This is a genomic window from Streptomyces cellostaticus (assembly GCF_001513965.1).
GTDB classification, from domain to species: domain Bacteria; phylum Actinomycetota; class Actinomycetes; order Streptomycetales; family Streptomycetaceae; genus Streptomyces; species Streptomyces cellostaticus.
Genome location: NZ_KQ948025.1, coordinates 58,725 through 74,706 on the forward strand (window position 1 = coordinate 58,725; position 15,982 = coordinate 74,706).

Annotated in this window: 14 protein-coding genes and 1 tRNA gene; 12 read left to right on the forward strand and 3 right to left on the reverse strand. The window is 71.5% G+C overall.

All coding sequences use genetic code 11. The features are described from left to right. Positions 1-128: 128 nt before the first annotated feature. Both sepX and AQI88_RS21645 read left to right on the forward strand, forming a co-directional pair. The gene (gene sepX / locus AQI88_RS21640) at positions 129-1,379 is read left to right on the forward strand and encodes a divisome protein SepX/GlpR (RefSeq protein ID WP_208615856.1); all 1,251 of its coding nucleotides are present in this window, start codon (positions 129-131) and stop codon (positions 1,377-1,379) included. A gap of 93 nt (positions 1,380-1,472) precedes the next feature. Further along, a tRNA-Ala gene (locus tag AQI88_RS21645) sits at positions 1,473-1,546 on the forward strand. Between the two features lie 48 nt (positions 1,547-1,594). On the opposite strand, the gene AQI88_RS21650 is transcribed toward AQI88_RS21645, so the two are convergent. Beyond that, complete coding sequence (locus AQI88_RS21650; protein WP_208615857.1) at positions 1,595-2,071, reverse strand: GNAT family N-acetyltransferase; 477 nt, start codon at positions 2,069-2,071, stop codon at positions 1,595-1,597. Positions 2,072-2,117: 46 nt separating this feature from the next. Here AQI88_RS21650 and AQI88_RS21655 point away from each other — a divergent pair, with 46 nt between their 5' ends. Further along, the gene (locus tag AQI88_RS21655) at positions 2,118-2,960 is read left to right on the forward strand and encodes an exodeoxyribonuclease III (protein WP_208615858.1); all 843 of its coding nucleotides are present in this window, start codon (positions 2,118-2,120) and stop codon (positions 2,958-2,960) included. Between the two features lie 19 nt (positions 2,961-2,979). Here the strand turns inward: AQI88_RS21655 and AQI88_RS21660 are convergent, their stop codons facing one another. After that, positions 2,980-3,600, reverse strand: coding sequence for a MerR family transcriptional regulator (locus tag AQI88_RS21660; protein ID WP_067002315.1), 621 nt, complete (start codon positions 3,598-3,600; stop codon positions 2,980-2,982). 201 nt (positions 3,601-3,801) lie between these two features. Here AQI88_RS21660 and AQI88_RS21665 point away from each other — a divergent pair, with 201 nt between their 5' ends. The 4 genes from AQI88_RS21665 (at position 3,802) to AQI88_RS21680 (ending at position 7,469) form a co-directional block, all read left to right on the forward strand. Continuing rightward, positions 3,802-5,355, forward strand: a complete 1,554-nt coding sequence (locus tag AQI88_RS21665; RefSeq protein WP_067001932.1) for a flavin-containing monooxygenase — start codon at positions 3,802-3,804, stop codon at positions 5,353-5,355. Beyond that, a complete protein-coding gene (locus AQI88_RS21670) occupies positions 5,352-6,269 on the forward strand; it encodes an alpha/beta fold hydrolase (protein WP_067001935.1) in 918 nt (305 codons plus the stop codon). The genes AQI88_RS21665 and AQI88_RS21670 overlap by 4 nt, the downstream gene beginning before the upstream one ends. After that, on the forward strand, positions 6,266-7,150 hold the full coding sequence (locus AQI88_RS21675) for an SDR family oxidoreductase (protein ID WP_067001937.1): 885 nt from the start codon (positions 6,266-6,268) through the stop codon (positions 7,148-7,150). The genes AQI88_RS21670 and AQI88_RS21675 overlap by 4 nt, the downstream gene beginning before the upstream one ends. Before the next feature lie 94 nt (positions 7,151-7,244). Beyond that, entirely contained in the window at positions 7,245-7,469 is a 225-nt protein-coding gene (locus AQI88_RS21680) for a hypothetical protein (RefSeq protein ID WP_067001940.1), read from the forward strand. Between the two features lie 62 nt (positions 7,470-7,531). On the opposite strand, the gene AQI88_RS21685 is transcribed toward AQI88_RS21680, so the two are convergent. Further along, positions 7,532-10,921 (reverse strand): S41 family peptidase, encoded by a 3,390-nt coding sequence (locus AQI88_RS21685; protein ID WP_067001943.1) that lies wholly within the window; start codon positions 10,919-10,921, stop codon positions 7,532-7,534. A 158-nt stretch (positions 10,922-11,079) separates the two neighbouring features. Between AQI88_RS21685 and AQI88_RS21690 the strand changes: the two genes are divergently transcribed. From AQI88_RS21690 to AQI88_RS21710, 5 genes are all read left to right on the forward strand, one after another. Continuing rightward, entirely contained in the window at positions 11,080-11,685 is a 606-nt protein-coding gene (locus AQI88_RS21690) for a TetR/AcrR family transcriptional regulator (RefSeq protein WP_067001946.1), read from the forward strand. A gap of 113 nt (positions 11,686-11,798) precedes the next feature. Then, entirely contained in the window at positions 11,799-14,018 is a 2,220-nt protein-coding gene (locus AQI88_RS21695; protein ID WP_067001949.1) for an MMPL family transporter, read from the forward strand. A gap of 142 nt (positions 14,019-14,160) precedes the next feature. Further along, a complete protein-coding gene (locus tag AQI88_RS21700; protein ID WP_067001952.1) occupies positions 14,161-14,535 on the forward strand; it encodes a hypothetical protein in 375 nt (124 codons plus the stop codon). A gap of 68 nt (positions 14,536-14,603) precedes the next feature. Continuing rightward, positions 14,604-15,119, forward strand: a complete 516-nt coding sequence (locus AQI88_RS21705) for a YbaK/EbsC family protein (RefSeq protein ID WP_067001955.1) — start codon at positions 14,604-14,606, stop codon at positions 15,117-15,119. Continuing rightward, a complete protein-coding gene (locus tag AQI88_RS21710; protein WP_067001957.1) occupies positions 15,116-15,961 on the forward strand; it encodes a DMT family transporter in 846 nt (281 codons plus the stop codon). The genes AQI88_RS21705 and AQI88_RS21710 overlap by 4 nt, the downstream gene beginning before the upstream one ends. The last annotated feature ends 21 nt before the right edge of the window (positions 15,962-15,982 follow it).

Genomic DNA, 15,982 nt, shown 5'->3' on the forward strand with positions numbered 1-15,982 from the left:
GAATTGGCGGCTCCGACGGTCCGCTGATCGCATCGGTCGCAAAAAAAGCTGGAAATATCAGCCAGATCGTGCGACACACCGGCCCAATTGGCAGATGGCCTCACGCAAACCCCTCTACCGTGTGAGGCGTGAGCAGCAGCGGCCTCATCTACGCAGTCATTGTCGGGGCCTGGGCCGCCTACTTGGTGCCGATGTGGCTCCGTAGGCAGGACGAGCTGAACGAGGCCCGTCCGACGGAACGCTTCAGCACCGCCATCCGGCTGCTGTCCGGACGGGCGGGGATGGAGCGCCGGTACGCCAGGGACCTGCGGGCGCGCTCCGCCCAGGAGGGGGAGCCGGACGCCAGTGATCCGGACGCCGTCACCGACTCGGTGGACGTCCGGGCCTTCGCCATGCCTCCGACGCGCCGTCAGGTGCGTGCGGAGGCCGAGCCGGAGGCGCCCGGGCGGGCGGAGCCGGCGCGCGAGAAGGCCGTCATTCCGGCGCCCAAGTCCCCCTCCGCGCCCGCACATCACTCCACCGGGGCGTCCGCGCGCCCGTCCGGCTCCGCGTCGGCGCAGGCATCCGTGCCCGCGCAGAAGCGTGGGCCGGCCGCGCGGCGCACACCCTCGGCGCAGGCGGCCGCGGCGCGTGCCCAGCGCTCGAAGGCGCTCGCGCGCCGTCGGCGCACGACCGTGCTCCTCTTCCTCGCCTTCACGCTCGGCGCGATCGTCGCCGCCGTCGGCGGTCTCGCCTTCCTGTGGGCACCCGCCGTCCCCGCCGTCATGCTCAGCGCGTACATCGCCTACCTGCGTTCCCAGGAGCGCCGCCGCTTCGCCTACCACATGGACCGCCGGCAGGCCGAGGCCGCGGCCCAGCGGCTGCGTGAGCGCCAGCCGCGCCGACGCGCCCCCCAGGACGCGGGCCCCGGCGCCGACGAACCGGAGGGGGCCTCAGAAGCCGAGACCGGCACCGGCCTCTCCGCGCTGGCCGCGGACCGTCGCGCCCTCGTCGAGCAGACCGACCACGCCGAGTGGGTCGACCAGCAGCGCGAACGGCAGCGGCGGCCCGGGCAAGGAGACAGCTGGGACCCGGTGCCGGTGCCGCTGCCCACCTATGTGACCGCGCCGGTCGCACCGCGGGCCACCTCCGACGTGGACCTGGGGGCGCCCGACACCTGGAGTTCGGCGCGTTCCAGCTCCGTCGCGCCGGAGCACGAGGCGAGCCACGCACCGGAGGCCGAGGCAGGCGAGTCCGCGCCGGCCTGCGAGGACCGGCCGGCGGACGACCGCAGCGACGCACGCCGCGCGGCCTCCGCGCGCCGGGCCCGCGAGCGCGGACGCACGCCGCTCTTCGACCAGTACGAGGACGGCGACCGCCCGCGCGCGGCCAACGAGTGACGGCCGTCACTCTCCTTGGAAGCCCGCCCTGACCAGTCAGGGAACGGATTTCCAAGCACCCCGACGGGGATGCTAGAGTTTCACTCGTTGCAAGGGCCTGTGGCGCAGTCCGGTAGCGCACCTCGTTCGCATCGAGGGGGCCAGGGGTTCAAATCCCCTCAGGTCCACGCATCATGAAGCCCCAGTCGGCAAAGCCGACTGGGGCTTCATCGTGTCTACAGCTCCTTCGCGTAGCAGCGGCTCTCCTCGTAGTGGCGGTAGTAGCCGAACTTCGTGCAGGGCTCGTAGCCGCTCGACGTGTAGAGGGCGATGGCCTCCGGCTGCTTGGTGCCGGTCTCCAGGACCATGCGGGCGCGGCCGGCCGTGCGGGCGTCCTCCTCCAGGGCCGTGAGCATGCGGCGGGCGAGGCCGCGGCCGCGCAGCTGCGCGACGACGAACATGCGCTTGAGTTCGGCGTCGCCGTCCTCGTTGCCCTCCTCGTTGCGGTCCTGGCTGCGCCAGCCGCCCGTGGCCACCGGGCGGTCCTGCTCGTCGTACGCGATCAGGTACACACCCCGGGGCGGGTCGAAGTCGGCGGCGTCGAGGGCCGTGGCGTCGCCGCCGTCGCCGTAGCGCAGGTGGTATTCGGCCTGGACCTCGTCGTTGAGCTTGACGGCATCGGGGTGGTCGAAACGGACACGGCGTATATTCATGCTGGGCATCGTACTTCTATGCAGGCACTTCCGTGCGGGTGATGGGATGGCCGGGCTCCGACCAGTGTGCCGGTATCGTGCCCTGGTGCTGACTGTGACCTCGGTGAATGTGAACGGGCTGCGTGCCGCTGCCAAGAAGGGCTTCGTGGAGTGGCTCGCCCGGACCTCGGCGGACGTCGTCTGCCTGCAGGAGGTGCGCGCCGAGCCGCACCAGCTGCCCGAGGAGGTCCGGGAGCCCGACGGCTGGCACGTCGTGCACGCCCCCGCCGCCGCCAAGGGGCGCGCGGGCGTCTCCCTGTACACGCGGCGCGAGCCCGACCGGGTCCGGGTCGGCTTCGGATCGGCCGAGTTCGACGGCAGCGGACGCTACGTCGAGGCCGACCTGCCCGGCGTCACCGTCGCCTCCCTCTATCTGCCCTCCGGCGAGGTCGGCACCGAACGCCAGGACGAGAAGATCCGCTTCATGGGCGAGTTCCTCGTCCACCTCGAGGGCCTGCGCGAGCGGGCCGCCGCCGACGGGCGCCAGGTGGTCGTCTGCGGCGACTGGAACATCGCCCACCGGCAGGCCGACCTCAAGAACTGGCGTGGCAACACCAAGAACTCCGGCTTCCTGCCCGAGGAGCGGGAGTGGCTCGGCAAGGTGTTCGCCGCCGAGGAGGGCGGTTACGTCGACGTCGTCCGCTCCCTGCACCCGGACGCCGAGGGACCGTACACCTGGTGGTCGTACCGCGGGCGGGCCTTCGACAACGACTCGGGCTGGCGCATCGACTACCACGTCGCCACCCCGGGCCTCGCGGCCAAGGCGGTCAAGGGCCACGTGGAGCGTGCGGCCACGCATGCCGAGCGGTGGTCCGACCACGCGCCGGTGACCGTCGTCTACGACCTGTAGGGCCGCGCGGGGCCGCCGCTCAGGCCCGCTTGCTCTGCCGCCGGTCCAGGGCCAGGGACAGTTCCGCCTCCACCACGCTGCGGGCGAGCGGGCGCAGACGGTGGAGGTCCTCCTCGGGGGCGTGGCGCAGGATCAGGCCGGTGAAGAGCTCGGCAAGGGCGTCGGCGTGTTCACGGACGCGCCCCGCGGCCGCCAGGACCTCCGCGAGCGGGATGCCCTCGCGGACCAGGGCGGAGGAGACGTCCAGCAGACGGCGGCTGATGTGGACGATCTCGTCCCCGTCGGTGCCGAGGTAGCCCAGGTCCATGGCGGCGGCGAGGTTCTCGGGGGTGACCTCGCCCTCGAAGCGGGCGGCGAGCTCCTCGGGGGTGAGACGGACCGGCTCCTCCTCGGTGGGGGTGTCCACGCCGAGCAGGTCGGCGACATCGCGGCCCTGGTCGAGGGCCTCGGCGAGTTCCGCGATGCCGCTGAGGGTGTGGCCGCGCTCCAGCAGGGCCGAGATCGTGCGCAGGCGGGCCAGATGGTGGTCGTCGTACCAGGCGATACGGCCCTCTCGGCGGGGCGGTGGGATCAGCTTGCGCTCGCGGTAGAAGCGCAGCGTGCGCACGGTGATGCCGGCCAGGCGGGCCAGCTCCTCCATGCGGTACTCGCGTGGTGCGCCGATCTGCCCGCTTCCCTGCTCACCCTTGTGTTCGCCGTCGTCTGCCACGCCCGCAGCCTATGTTGTACCGCCGGTAACTTTCCCTCCTCCGCCCCCTACCGCTCGGTACGGAGCTGCTCTACAGTCCCATTGCGCCAGTGTTCACTGGCAGAGTCCAAGGTGATGCGTGGAGGCTTCGGGATGGCCGAGCACGAGCATGTACGAGTGGCGGTGATCGGGTCCGGGTTCGGCGGGCTGGGGGCCGCCGTGCGGCTGCGCCGGGAGGGGATCACCGACTTCGTCGTCCTGGAGCGGGCCGACAGCGTCGGCGGCACCTGGCGGGACAACAGTTACCCCGGGTGCGCCTGTGACGTCCCCTCCCACCTGTACTCCTTCTCCTTCGCGCCCAACCCCGACTGGCCGCGCACCTTCTCCGGGCAGCAGCACATCCGCGCCTACCTGGAGCACGTCGCCGACGTCTTCGGGCTGCGGCCGCACCTGCGCTTCGACTCCGAAGTGAAGATGATGACCTGGGACGCCGAGCGTCTGCGGTGGAACATCGAGACCGCCCGCGGGTCGCTCTCCGCCGACGTCGTGGTCTCCGCCACCGGGCCGCTGTCCGACCCCAAGGTCCCCGAGATACCGGGGCTCGCGTCCTTCCCGGGCAAGGTGTTCCATTCGGCCCGCTGGGACCACGACTACGACCTGCGCGGCAAGCGCGTCGCCGTGGTGGGCACCGGCGCCTCCGCCATCCAGATCGTGCCCGCCATCCAGCGCGAGGTCGGCCGGCTCACGCTCTTCCAGCGCACCCCGGCCTGGGTGATGCCGCGCGTGGACCGCGCCATCAGCGACGTCGAGCGCCGGCTGCACCGGGCGCTGCCCTTCTCCACCCGGCTCAGGCGCGGGCTGCTGTGGGGCCTCAGGGAACTCCAGGTGCAGGCCTTCACCAAGCACCCCGACGAGCTCGGCCTGGTCGAGCAGCTCGCCAAGCGCAACATCGCCCGCGCCGTCAAGGACCCGGCCCTGCGCGCCAAGCTCACCCCCGACTACCGCATCGGCTGCAAGCGGATCCTGCTGTCCAGCGCGTACTACCCGGCGCTGACCCGGCCGAACGTGGACGTCGTCGCGAGCGGGCTCGGCGAGATCCGCGGGTCGACCGTGGTCGCCGCCGACGGCAGCGAGGCCGAGGTCGACGCGATCATCTTCGGTACGGGCTTCCACGTCACGGACCTGCCGATCGCCGAGCGCGTGGTCGGCGCGGACGGCATCACCCTCGCCGAGTCCTGGAAGAACGGCATGCAGGCGCTGCGCGGCGCCTCGGCCGCCGGATTCCCGAACTGGCTGACGATCATCGGGCCCAACACCGGGCTCGGGAACTCCTCCATGATCCTCATGATCGAGTCCCAGCTGAACTACATGGCCGACTATCTGCGCCAGCTCGACGTCCTCGGGGGCCGCACCGCCCTCGACGCCCGGCCCGCCGCGGTGGAGGCCTGGAACCACAAGGTCCAGGAACGCATGAAGCGGACCGTGTGGAACACCGGCGGCTGCACCAGCTGGTACCTCGACGCGAGCGGCCGCAACACCACCATCTGGCCCGGTACGACGGCGGAGTTCCGGCGGGCGACCCGGCGGGTGGACCTGGCGGAGTACGAGGTGATCCGGAAGGCCGAGGTGATCCGGAAGGCCGAGGAGAAGCCGAAGGCGTCGCTCGCCGAGTCGCCCGCCGAGAAGAAGAGCGAGGCTGCCGCGTGAGCCGTATCGCCTCCGTGGCCTTTGGCCCCTACGCCCCACTCGCCCCCGCCCGCGAACTCACCGTCGTCTCCGCCGACGGCGCCCGGTTGCATGTCGAAGTGCACGGGCCCGAGAACGCGCCCCCCGTCGTCCTCTCCCACGGCTGGACCTGCTCGACCGCCTTCTGGGCGGCACAGATACGGGAGTTGGCCACCGACCACCGGGTGATCGCGTACGACCAGAGGGGGCACGGGCGCAGTCCCGCAAGCCCCGCGTGCACCACCAGCGCGCTGGCGGACGACCTCGAAGCGGTCCTCGCGCAGACCCTCGCGCGCGGGGAGAGGGCCCTGATCGTCGGGCACTCGATGGGCGGCATGACAATCATGGCCGCCTCCACACGCCCCCGCTTCCGCGAACACGCCGCCGCCGTCCTGCTGTGCAGCACGGGCAGCTCCCGGCTGGTTGCCGAGGCGCGCGTGGTGCCGTTGCGCGCCGGGCGCGTGCGCACCTGGATCACCGGGCGCATTCTCGGCTCGCGCGCTCCCCTCGGCCCGGTCACGCCGGTCGCGAAGCGCATCCTCAAGTACGGCACCATGGGCGCCGGTTCCGCCCCGCACATGGTGGAGGCGTGCGCGCGGATCGTGCACGCCTGCCCGCGCGCGGTACGCCACGCCTGGGCCGCCGTGCTCGCGGCGCTCGACCTCGACCACGGCGTACGTGAGTTGCACGCGCCCACCGAAGTGGTGCACGGCGCGTCCGATCGGCTCACACCCCCCGTGCACGCCCGCGCGCTGGTCGCCGCGCTGCCCCACTGCATCGGCCTCACCGAACTCACGGGCGTCGGCCACATGACCCCGATCGAGGCCCCGGAGCTGGTGACCGGCAAGATCCGGGAACTCGTCACCACCTACGTCACTGCCAAGGAGAGCGCATGAGCAGGGTCAGCCTCGAAGGTCAGGTCGCCGTCGTCACCGGAGCGGCGCGCGGCGTCGGCGAGTTGCTCGCGCGCAAGCTCTCCGCGCGCGGCGCGAAGGTGGCGCTCGTCGGCCTGGAGGAGGAGGCGCTCAAGGCGGTGTCCGAGCGGCTGCACAGCGACAGCGCGCACTGGTACGCCGACGTCACCGACCACGAGGCGATGAGCCGGGTGGCGCAGGAGGTGAAGGAGCGGTTCGGGAAGGTCGACATCGTGGTCGCCAACGCCGGCGTGGCGAGCGGGGGCCCGTTCGTCGACTCCGATCCGCAGGCCTGGCGGCGCGTGATCGAGGTGAACCTGATCGGTTCGGCGGTGACGGCCCGCGCGTTCCTGCCGGTGCTCGTGGAGAGCCGCGGCTACCTGCTCCAGGTGGCCTCGCTCGCCGCGATCACCCCGGCACCGATGATGACGGCGTACTGCGCCTCCAAGTCGGGCGTGGAGGCGTACGCGCACAGTCTGCGCGCCGAGGTCGGCTACCAGGGCGTACGCGTCGGCGTCGCGTACCTGTCCTGGACCGACACCGACATGGTGCGCGGCGCCGACCAGGACGAGGTCATGCGGGAGCTGCGGCAGCGGCTGCTGTGGCCGGCGAACAAGACGTACCCGCTGGGCCCCGCGGTGGACCGGATCGTCGCCGGGATCGAGCGGCGCTCGGCGCATGTGTACGCCCAGTGGTGGCTGCGCGGCATGCAGGGGGTGCGCGGATACCTGCCGGCGCTCATCGGAACCGTCGGGCAGCGTGAGATGAAGCGGTTCGCGCCCCGCTTGCAGGGGATGCGCTCCGGACTCGTCGGCGCAGGTGGGGCGGCCGACGAAGAGGCGCGGGCTACGCACCGTAACTGATCGAAATGCGCCCTGTGTTCCCCCGTGTGAATCTGGTCGAGGCCCCACCAAGGGGCCACCCCCCCACCATCACTCACTACAGGAGTGAACCCACATGGGTATGAAGGACAAGTCCGGCCAGCAGCGCGGCCAGCAGCAGGGTCAGCAGCAGGGCCAGCAGCAGCGCGGCCAGCAGAAGCAGGGCCAGAAGCAGGGTCAGCAGCAGCGCGGCCAGCAGGCCCAGGGCCAGCAGCCGGAGCGCGGTCGTCCGAACTACCGTGACGCCCAGGACACGGAGCAGGAGATGCAGGACCGCTTCGACCAGGACTACGACGTGTAGTTGCTGCGCTCGGCTTCACCTCCGAAGCGGGGTGCCCGGTGTTTCCCGGGCACCCCGCTTCGCTATCGGCCTGCCCTCGGCGGCAGCTTCGGTCTCGAGTGTGTGGGTACGTCCGTGTAGTCCGGGGGGATCGCCGCGGGGGTGGTCTCCAGCAGGTCCAGGGCCAGTTGGACCGCGTCGTCCAGCTGGGCGTGGCGGCCTTCGGCCCAGTCCAGGGGGGTGCGCAGGATCTCCAGGTCGGGGGCGACGCCGTGGTTCTCCACGGACCATCCGTAGGCGTCGAACCAGGCGGCGTTCATCGGCACCGTGATCACCGTGCCGTCGCCGAGGCGGTGCCGTCCCGTCATGCCGACGACTCCGCCCCAGGTGCGCTGCCCGACGACCGGCCCGAGTTTCAGCAGCTTGAAGGCCGCGGTGATCATGTCGCCGTCGGAGGAGGTCGCCTCGTCCGCCAGGGCCACCACCGGGCCCCGGGGCGCGTTCGAGGTGTACGACACCGGCTGCGCGTTGCGGGTCAGGTCCCAGCCCAGGATGATCCGGGTCAGCTTCTCGATGACGAGTTCGCTGATGTGGCCGCCCGCGTTGCCGCGCACGTCCACGATCAGCGCGGGCCGGGACACCTCCATGCGCAGGTCCCGGTTGAACTGAGCCCAGCCCGAGCCGCCCATGTCGGGGATGTGCAGGTAGCCGCACTTGCCGCCGCTCAGCTCCCGCACGACCTGCCGGCGTTTGGCGACCCAGTCCTGGTAGCGCAGCGGCCGTTCGTCGATGAGCGGGACGACGGCGACCCGCCGAGCGGCCCGCCCCGCCTCGCCCTCCGTCGTCGGAGCCGGGGTGAAGGTCAGCTCCACGGTCGTACCGCCCGAGCCGGCGAGCAGCGGATACGGTCCCGCCACCGGATCGACCGGCCGGCCGTCCACGTGGGTCAGGACGGCGCCGTCCCGGATGCCCGTACCGGCCAGCGGTGAGCGTGCCTTGGAGTCGGACGAGTCGCCGGGCAGGATGCGCTTGACCGTCCAGCCCCCGTCCCGGTGGACGAAGGTGGCGCCGAGCAGGCCCTGCCAGCGCTGGTAGTGGGGCGGGCCCTCGTCGCGGCGGGCGGCGGTGACGTAGGCGTGCGAGGTGCCCAGCTCGCCCAGGACCTCGCGCAGCAGATCCGCGAACTCGTCCGGGGAGGCGACCCGTTCGACCAGCGGGCGGTACTGGTCGAGCACCGCGTCCCAGTCGATGCCGCACATGCCCGGCTCCCAGAAGTAGGCGCGGATCAGGCGGCCGGCCTCCTCGTAGGACTGGCGCCATTCGGCGGCCGGGTCCACCTGGTGCAGGATGCGGCGCAGGTCGATCCACACGGTGGTGTCACTGTCGCCGGACTCGGTCGACGGCACCGCCCGCAGGTCGCCCTCGTCCACCACCACGAGCCGGGTGCCGTCCCCGCTCACCGCGAACCAGTCGAGGTGGCCGACGAGTTCGGACTTCTTCGCCTTGGTGATGTTGAAGTACTCCAGCGTCGGCCGTCCGCTGATGTCGGCCGGGTTGACGAAGGTCTCGCCGAGCGCGCCGGAGATGGGCCAGCGCAGCCAGACCAGGCCGCCGCCCGCCACCGGGTACAGCGCCGAGTACTTGGAGGCGATGACCGGGAACGGCGTCACCCGGTTCTCCAGGCCCTCCACCTCCACGGTCACCGCGGAACCCTCGCCGGTCTCCTCGTCCTCCACGGGATCGAGCCCGCCCGCGGCCGGGCGGCCCTCGGGGTTCAGGGCGAAGGGGGAGGGGGTCGCCGAGGAGAGCGGGACCAGGTACGGGCGGCAGCCCAGCGGGAAGGACAGGTCGCCGGTGTGGACGTCGTACACCGGGTCGAAGCCGCGCCAGGAGAGGAAGGCGAGGTAGCGGCCGTCACGGGTGAAGACGGGGTTCTCGTCCTCGAAGCGGCCGTTGGTGACGTCCACGATGAGCCGGTCCTTGATGCGGGCCAGCTTGATCTGCCGCAGCGAGCGGCCGATGCCGGGGTGGGACCAGGCGAGCCAGGAGCCGTCCGGGGAGAAGGCGAGATCGCGGACGGGGCCGTTGACGGACCGGATCAGCTCGGTGACTTCACCGTTCGAGCCGTCGGTGGCCCGGCCGTTCGTGCTTTCGGCGGTTTCGCCGCTCGATCCCTCGGTGCCCTCCCCGCCCGCACCCTCCCCGCCCTCTTTCTCCGTCTGCTCCGTCTGCTCCGTCTCCTCCGTCACGTCCGTCGTATCGATCAGCAGCAGCCGTCCGTCGTGCGACGCGATGGCCAGCCGTTCGCCCAGCGGGTCGCAGACCATCTCCAGCACCCGCCCCAGCTCCCCGGAGGCCAGGCGGCGCGGGGCGCGGTCGCCGGTGGCGCGGGGCAGCTGGGCGATCTCGATGGCGTCCTCGCCCTCGGCGTCCGTCACATACGCCACCTGCCCGGTCGAGCCGAGCATCTCCGGGAGCCGGACCCGGACGCCGGGCGTGTCCGTGATCGTGCGCGCCGGGCCGTCCCGGTGCGTGAGCCAGTGCAGGCTGCCGCGGACCACCACGGCGCTGGCCCGGCCGGTCTCGTCCACGGAGATGCCGTCCACGTGCTGGGCGGCCGGCACCTGGTACTTACGGCGCCCCGCGCGCGGGCCGCCGAGCCGGATGTCGAGTCTGCGCGGTACGGCTCCGGGGGCGAGGTCGTCCACCAGCCACAGATCGCCCGCGCACTGGTAGACCACCCGGGTGCCGTCGCTGGCGGCGTGCCGGGCGTAGAAGGCGTCGTGGTCGGTGTGGCGGCGCAGGTCGGAGCCGTCGTACGCGCAGGAGTAGAGGTTTCCGACGCCCTCGTGGTCGGAGAGGAAGGCGATCCGGCCGGCGACGAACATGGGGGCGTCCAGGTGCCCGCCGAGGTCCGGCAGCAGCCGCTTCCCGTGCAGCCACAGCCGGCCCATGGCGCCGCCCCGGTACCGCTTCCAGCTGGCCGGTTCGTGCGGTGGGGTGCCGGTGAGCAGCAGGGTCATGTGCACCTGGTCGATGTCGGCGACCTGGATGTCGGAGACCGGGCCCCAGGGCAGCTTGCGGCCGGGGTCGCCGTCCGGGACGACCTTGTAGGCCCAGGTGAAGTAGGAGAAGGGTTCACCGTGGGAGGCGACGGCGAGGATGTCACTCCTTCCTTCCTCGTCGGGGGGCGTCCAGCCGCGCACCCGGGTGTCGGTGCTGCCCCAGTACGTCAGCTGCCGCGCGGGTCCGCCGTCGACGCCGACGAGGTGGATCTCGGGCACGAGGCTGCGCCAGGTCGTGTACGCGATGTGGCGGCCGTCGGGGGAGAAGCGGGGAGGGCCGGCCTTCGTGCGGTCCACCGTGAGCCGCCAGGCGCGGCCCGGGGCGTCGAGGGCGGACAGCCAGAGGTCGTCCTCGGCCACGAAGCACAGCAGGTCGCCGCTGAGGTGGGGAAGGCGGAGATAGCTCACCTCCCCATGCTTTTCCGGGGGCGGGGACCCAGCAACTTATGCGGAACCGACAGTCGTGACCCAGGACACGTACGAAACAGTTTCGTTTCGCATTGTGCCTGCGGTATCTTTCATACACGTACGAAACCGTGTCGTTCGGAGCAGGAAGGGTGAGGCAGATGACTGGGGTCGCCACCGCGCGTCGCAGTCGGATCACGCCCGAGCGTGAGGCCGAGTTGTACGAGGCCGTGCTCGACCTGCTCCGGGAAGTCGGCTACGACGCCCTCACCATGGACGCCGTGGCCGCCCGCACCCGGTCCAGCAAGGCCACGCTCTACCGCCAGTGGGGCGGCAAGGCCGAGCTGGTGGCGAAGGCCGTGCGGCACAACAAGCCGGGCGGCCTCGGCCTCGGCGAGCTCGACACCGGATCGCTCAAGGGTGACCTGCACGCTCTCACACTGCGTTCGGACGACTGCCAGATGGAGCAGAACTCCGCGCTGATGCGGGGGCTGGCCATGGCGATCCACGGCAATCCGGACCTCCTGCGGGCGTTCCGGGACCATCTGATCGAGCCGGAGATGGCGGAGTTCCGCCGCCTGCTGCAACGGGCGATCGACCGGGGTGAGGTCCGTGCGGACAACCCGGCGCTCGACTACGTGATGCACATGATGATCGGTGGGTTCGCCGCCCGCACGCTGATCGACGAGCAGCCGCCGACCCAGGCCTTCCTCCTTTCGTACATCGACGCCGTGGTCCTCCCCGCCCTCGGCATCACCACCTCCTGATCAACCCCTGATCACTCTCCCCAGCAAGCCCACCACCTGACGTCACCGCTCACGTCGTCGGGCTGATCGCCCCTGCCCAGATGAACCCAACGACCTGACCGGGAGACGCCCTCGTGGCCACGTTCCTGTACAAACTCGGCCGGCTCGCCTTCCGGCGACGGCACTTCGTCGCCCTCATATGGGTGGCGCTGCTCACCCTCGCCGGGGTGGGCGCCGCCTCCGCGCCGGCCGCCGGCAACTCGTCGTTCTCCATCCCCGGCACCGAGGCCCAGAAGGCCTTCGACCTGCTGGAACAGCGCTTCCCCGGGATGAGCGCCGACGGCGCGACCGCGCGGGTCGTCTTCAAGGCGCCGGGCGGCGAGAAGATGACGGACGCGGACAACAAGGCGGCCGTGAACAAGACGGTCAAGGAGCTGCAGAGCGGCTCCGAGGTCGCCTCCGTCGCCGACCCCTACACCGGGCACGCCGTCAGCAAGGACGGCACGATCGCCTACGCCTCGGTGAAGTACAAGGTCTCCGGCATGGAGCTGGAGGACTCCTCCCGCGACGCGCTGAAGAAGGCCGCGCAGGACGCGCGGGACGCCGGGCTCAAGGTCGAGGTCGGCGGTGACGCACTGAACGCGACCCCCGAGACCGGCAATAGCGAGGTCATCGGCATCGCGGTCGCCGCGGTCGTCCTCGTCATCACCTTCGGCTCGCTGCTCGCGGCCGGATTCCCGCTGCTGACCGCGATCATCGGCGTCGGCATCGGTGTCTCCACGATCACCGCGCTCGCGAACGCCCTGGACCTGGGCACGACCACCTCCACCCTGGCATCGATGATCGGCCTCGCCGTCGGCATCGACTACGCCCTCTTCATCGTCTCCCGCTACCGCGCCGAACTGGCCGAGGGCCGCGAGCGCGAGGAAGCGGCCGGACGGGCCGTCGGTACGGCCGGCTCGGCGGTGGTCTTCGCGGGCCTGACCGTCGTCATCGCCCTGGTCGGCCTGTCCGTGGTCGACATCCCGATGCTGACCAAGATGGGCGTCGCGGCCGCGGGTACCGTCGCCATCGCGGTCCTCATCGCCCTCACCCTGATCCCGGCGCTGCTCGGCTACGCGGGCCGCAGGATCAAGCCGGCCGGCGAGAAGAGCAAGCTGCTCGGCGGCGGCCGTAAGCCCAAGCAGGCGGACCGCCCCAACATGGGCACCCGCTGGGCGAGCTTCGTTGTGCGGCGCCCGGTCGCCGTCCTCCTGCTCGGCGTGATCGGCCTCGGCGCGGCGGCGGTCCCGGCCGCCTCCCTCGAACTCGGCCTGCCGGACGACGGCTCCCAGCCGGTCTCCACCACCCAGCGCCGCGCCTACGACCTCCTGTCCGAGGGCTTCGGACCGGGCTTCAACGGCCCCCTGATGGTCGTGGTCGACGCCAAGGGCAGCGACAACCCGAAGGCGGCCTTCACCAAGGTCGGCGACGAGATCAAGGGCCTGAAGGACGTCGTCACGGTCACTCCGGCCATGTCCAACAAGGCAGGCGACACCGCGACGATCACCGTCATCCCGGACTCCAAGCCGTCCTCGACCACCACCGAGGACCTGGTCCACGCCATCCGCGACAAGGGCGAGGGCATCACCTCCGCGACCGACGCGAAGGTGCTGGTCACCGGCTCGACGGCGATGAACATCGACTTCTCGCAGAAGCTGAACGACGCCCTGCTGCCGTACCTCGCCCTGGTCGTCGGCCTGGCCTTCCTCCTCCTGATCGTGGTCTTCCGCTCGATCCTCGTCCCGCTGAAGGCGGCCCTCGGCTTCCTGCTCAGCGTGCTGGCGGCCCTCGGCGCCGTGGTCGCGGTCTTCCAGTGGGGCTGGCTGTCCAGCCTGTTCAACGTCGAGCAGACCGGCCCGATCATGTCGATGATGCCGATCTTCATGGTCGGCGTGGTCTTCGGTCTCGCCATGGACTACGAGGTGTTCCTCGTGACCCGCATGCGGGAGGCGTACGTCCACGGCGAGAAGCCCACCCAGGCCGTCGTGACCGGCTTCAAGTACAGCGCACGGGTCGTCACGGCCGCCGCGATCATCATGATCGCCGTGTTCTCCGGCTTCATCGGCTCCAGCGAGTCGATGATCAAGATGATCGGCTTCGGCCTCGCCGTCGCCGTCTTCTTCGACGCGTTCATCGTCCGCATGACCATCGTCCCGGCGGTGCTCGCGCTGCTCGGCAAGAAGGCCTGGTGGCTGCCCAGGTGGCTGGACCGCGCCCTGCCCAACGTCGACGTCGAGGGCGAGGGCCTGCGCACGGCCGAGGACCGCAGGAACGCCGACCCCGACGAGGAACGGGAACTGGTACGCGTCTGACGTACCGCCAGTGAAAGACCGCCGGTGAGGGATCCGTGGGGACGGGGCGCCCTCACCGGCCTCTTTTGTGAGTACCCGCGGATCACGCGCTGAGTATCCGCGCTCATGCCGCAGCGGCGGCCACGAGCGGAGGATCGTGGTCATGAATCCCGAGACGTACGCGAACCTGTACGGCCCCCCGCAGCCCGCGCCGAGGCAGAGCCGTGGCGAGGTGACGGTGGGACTGCTGGCCGTCCTGCTCTGGACGCTCACCCTCGCCTCGCTCGGCTGGCTGACGTTCCTCTTCGGCATGGTGGCTCTGTGGGGCCTGGCGGACGGCATGTCCTGGGCGGAGATCCGGGGTTCTCTGCTGCCCTACGTCCTGACCGTCGTCGGTGCCGCCGCCGTCCTGGTCGCGCTGGCCTTCGCGCCCGGCATCCGCCGCCTCAAGCCCCTCACCCGCCTGCTCCTGCTGGGTCTCCTGGCCTGCCCGGTGCCGACGGGCTTCGCGCTGTGGACGTGGGTCCGGCTCGGCTGACCCGCACCGGGCGTGGGCGGATGAAAACCCCGTGAGTGCAGCTCGGGCGATGACGTAGCGTGCCCGTCATGACGACGACAGCCGCCACTGACGCCGAAGAACCCGGAGCTCACCCCCGTTTCGCCGAAGCCCTCCGCGCGCTCGGACTGGAAGAACTCCTCGCCCGGACCCGGCGCTTCCCGGAGGCCACCCGGACCGCTGCCGAGGCCGCCGCTGCGATCGGGTGTGAGCTGAGCCAGATCTGCAAGTCGCTGATCTTCGCCACCGACGGGGTGCCGGTGCTGGTGCTGATGGACGGGGCCTCGCGCGTGGACGTGGAGCGGGTGCGGGAGGAGCTGGGGGCCGAGCAGGTCACCCGGGCCAAGGCGGACGTCGTACGGGAGACCACCGGGTACGCCATCGGCGGCGTGCCGCCCTTCGGGCACCGTACCCGTACCCGGGTCCTCGCCGACCGCTCGCTGCTCGCGCACGACGTGGTGTGGGCGGCGGCCGGGACGCCGTACACCGTCTTCCCGATCGAGCCCAAGGAGCTGGTCGCCCACGCGGGTGCCGCGCTGGTGGACGTGCGCGAGCAGAGCGCGTGACGCCGCTGGTCACCGCGGCCGTACTGCTCGCCGCGGTCACGCACGCCAGCTGGAACGCCATCGCGCACCGGATCACCGACAAGCTGGTCGGGTTCACGCTGATCTCGGGCGGCGGGCTGCTGATCGGGCTCGCGCTGGCGCCGTTCGTGGCGTTCCCGGCGGGGCCCGCCTGGCCGTACCTGTTCGCCTCCGCGTGCGTGCACATCGTCTACATGGCGCTGCTGATGACCTCGTTCCGGCTGGGCGACTTCGGGCAGGCGTACCCCATCGCGCGCGGCAGCGCGCCGCTCGTGGTGACCGTGCTGGCGGCGGTGTTCGCGCACGAGGTGCCCGGCGGCTGGGCGGCCGCCGGCATCGCCGTGTCCTGCGTCGGCCTCACCGGGGTGAGCCTGTGGGGGCTGCGCGGGCACCGTCCCGCCTGGGCTGCGATCGGCGCTGCCCTGGCGACCGGTCTGTCGATCGCCGTGTACACGGTGATCGACGGCATGGGCGTCCGCGCCGCCCACTCCCCGCTCGGCTACATCGCCTGGCTGATGGCCGTCCAGGGCGTCGTCATCCCGGCGTACATGTACGCACGCGTGCGCGGCGGCACCGTCCGGCAACTGCGGCCGTACGCCGCCCTGGGCCTCCTCGGCGCCGCCCTGTCCGTCGCCGCGTACGCGCTCGTCCTGTGGGCCCAGACCCGTGCCGCACTCGCCCCCGTCGCCGCCCTGCGCGAGTCCTCGATCATCGTCGGCGCGGCCATCGGGGCACTGTTCTTCAAGGAGCGGTTCGGGGCGCCCCGGATCGCGGCGGCGGGCCTGCTGGTCGTGGGGATCGGGTTGATGCTGCATGCCGGGTAGCACGATGAGATTGAACCGTCA

Bases quoted from the DNA above. Each gene is read 5' to 3' on its own strand.
- AQI88_RS21650 (WP_208615857.1), bottom strand. From the start codon at position 2,071: ATGAATATACGCCGTGTCCGTTTCGACCACCCCGATGCCGTCAAGCTC.
- AQI88_RS21655 (WP_208615858.1), top strand. From the start codon at position 2,118: ATGGCCGGGCTCCGACCAGTGTGCCGGTATCGTGCCCTGGTGCTGACT.
- AQI88_RS21660 (WP_067002315.1), bottom strand. From the start codon at position 3,600: ATGGAGGAGCTGGCCCGCCTGGCCGGCATCACCGTGCGCACGCTGCGC.
- AQI88_RS21665 (WP_067001932.1), top strand. From the start codon at position 3,802: ATGGCCGAGCACGAGCATGTACGAGTGGCGGTGATCGGGTCCGGGTTC.
- AQI88_RS21675 (WP_067001937.1), top strand. From the start codon at position 6,266: ATGAGCAGGGTCAGCCTCGAAGGTCAGGTCGCCGTCGTCACCGGAGCG.
- AQI88_RS21680 (WP_067001940.1), top strand. From the start codon at position 7,245: ATGGGTATGAAGGACAAGTCCGGCCAGCAGCGCGGCCAGCAGCAGGGT.
- AQI88_RS21690 (WP_067001946.1), top strand. From the start codon at position 11,080: ATGACTGGGGTCGCCACCGCGCGTCGCAGTCGGATCACGCCCGAGCGT.
- AQI88_RS21700 (WP_067001952.1), top strand. From the start codon at position 14,161: ATGAATCCCGAGACGTACGCGAACCTGTACGGCCCCCCGCAGCCCGCG.
- AQI88_RS21705 (WP_067001955.1), top strand. From the start codon at position 14,604: ATGACGACGACAGCCGCCACTGACGCCGAAGAACCCGGAGCTCACCCC.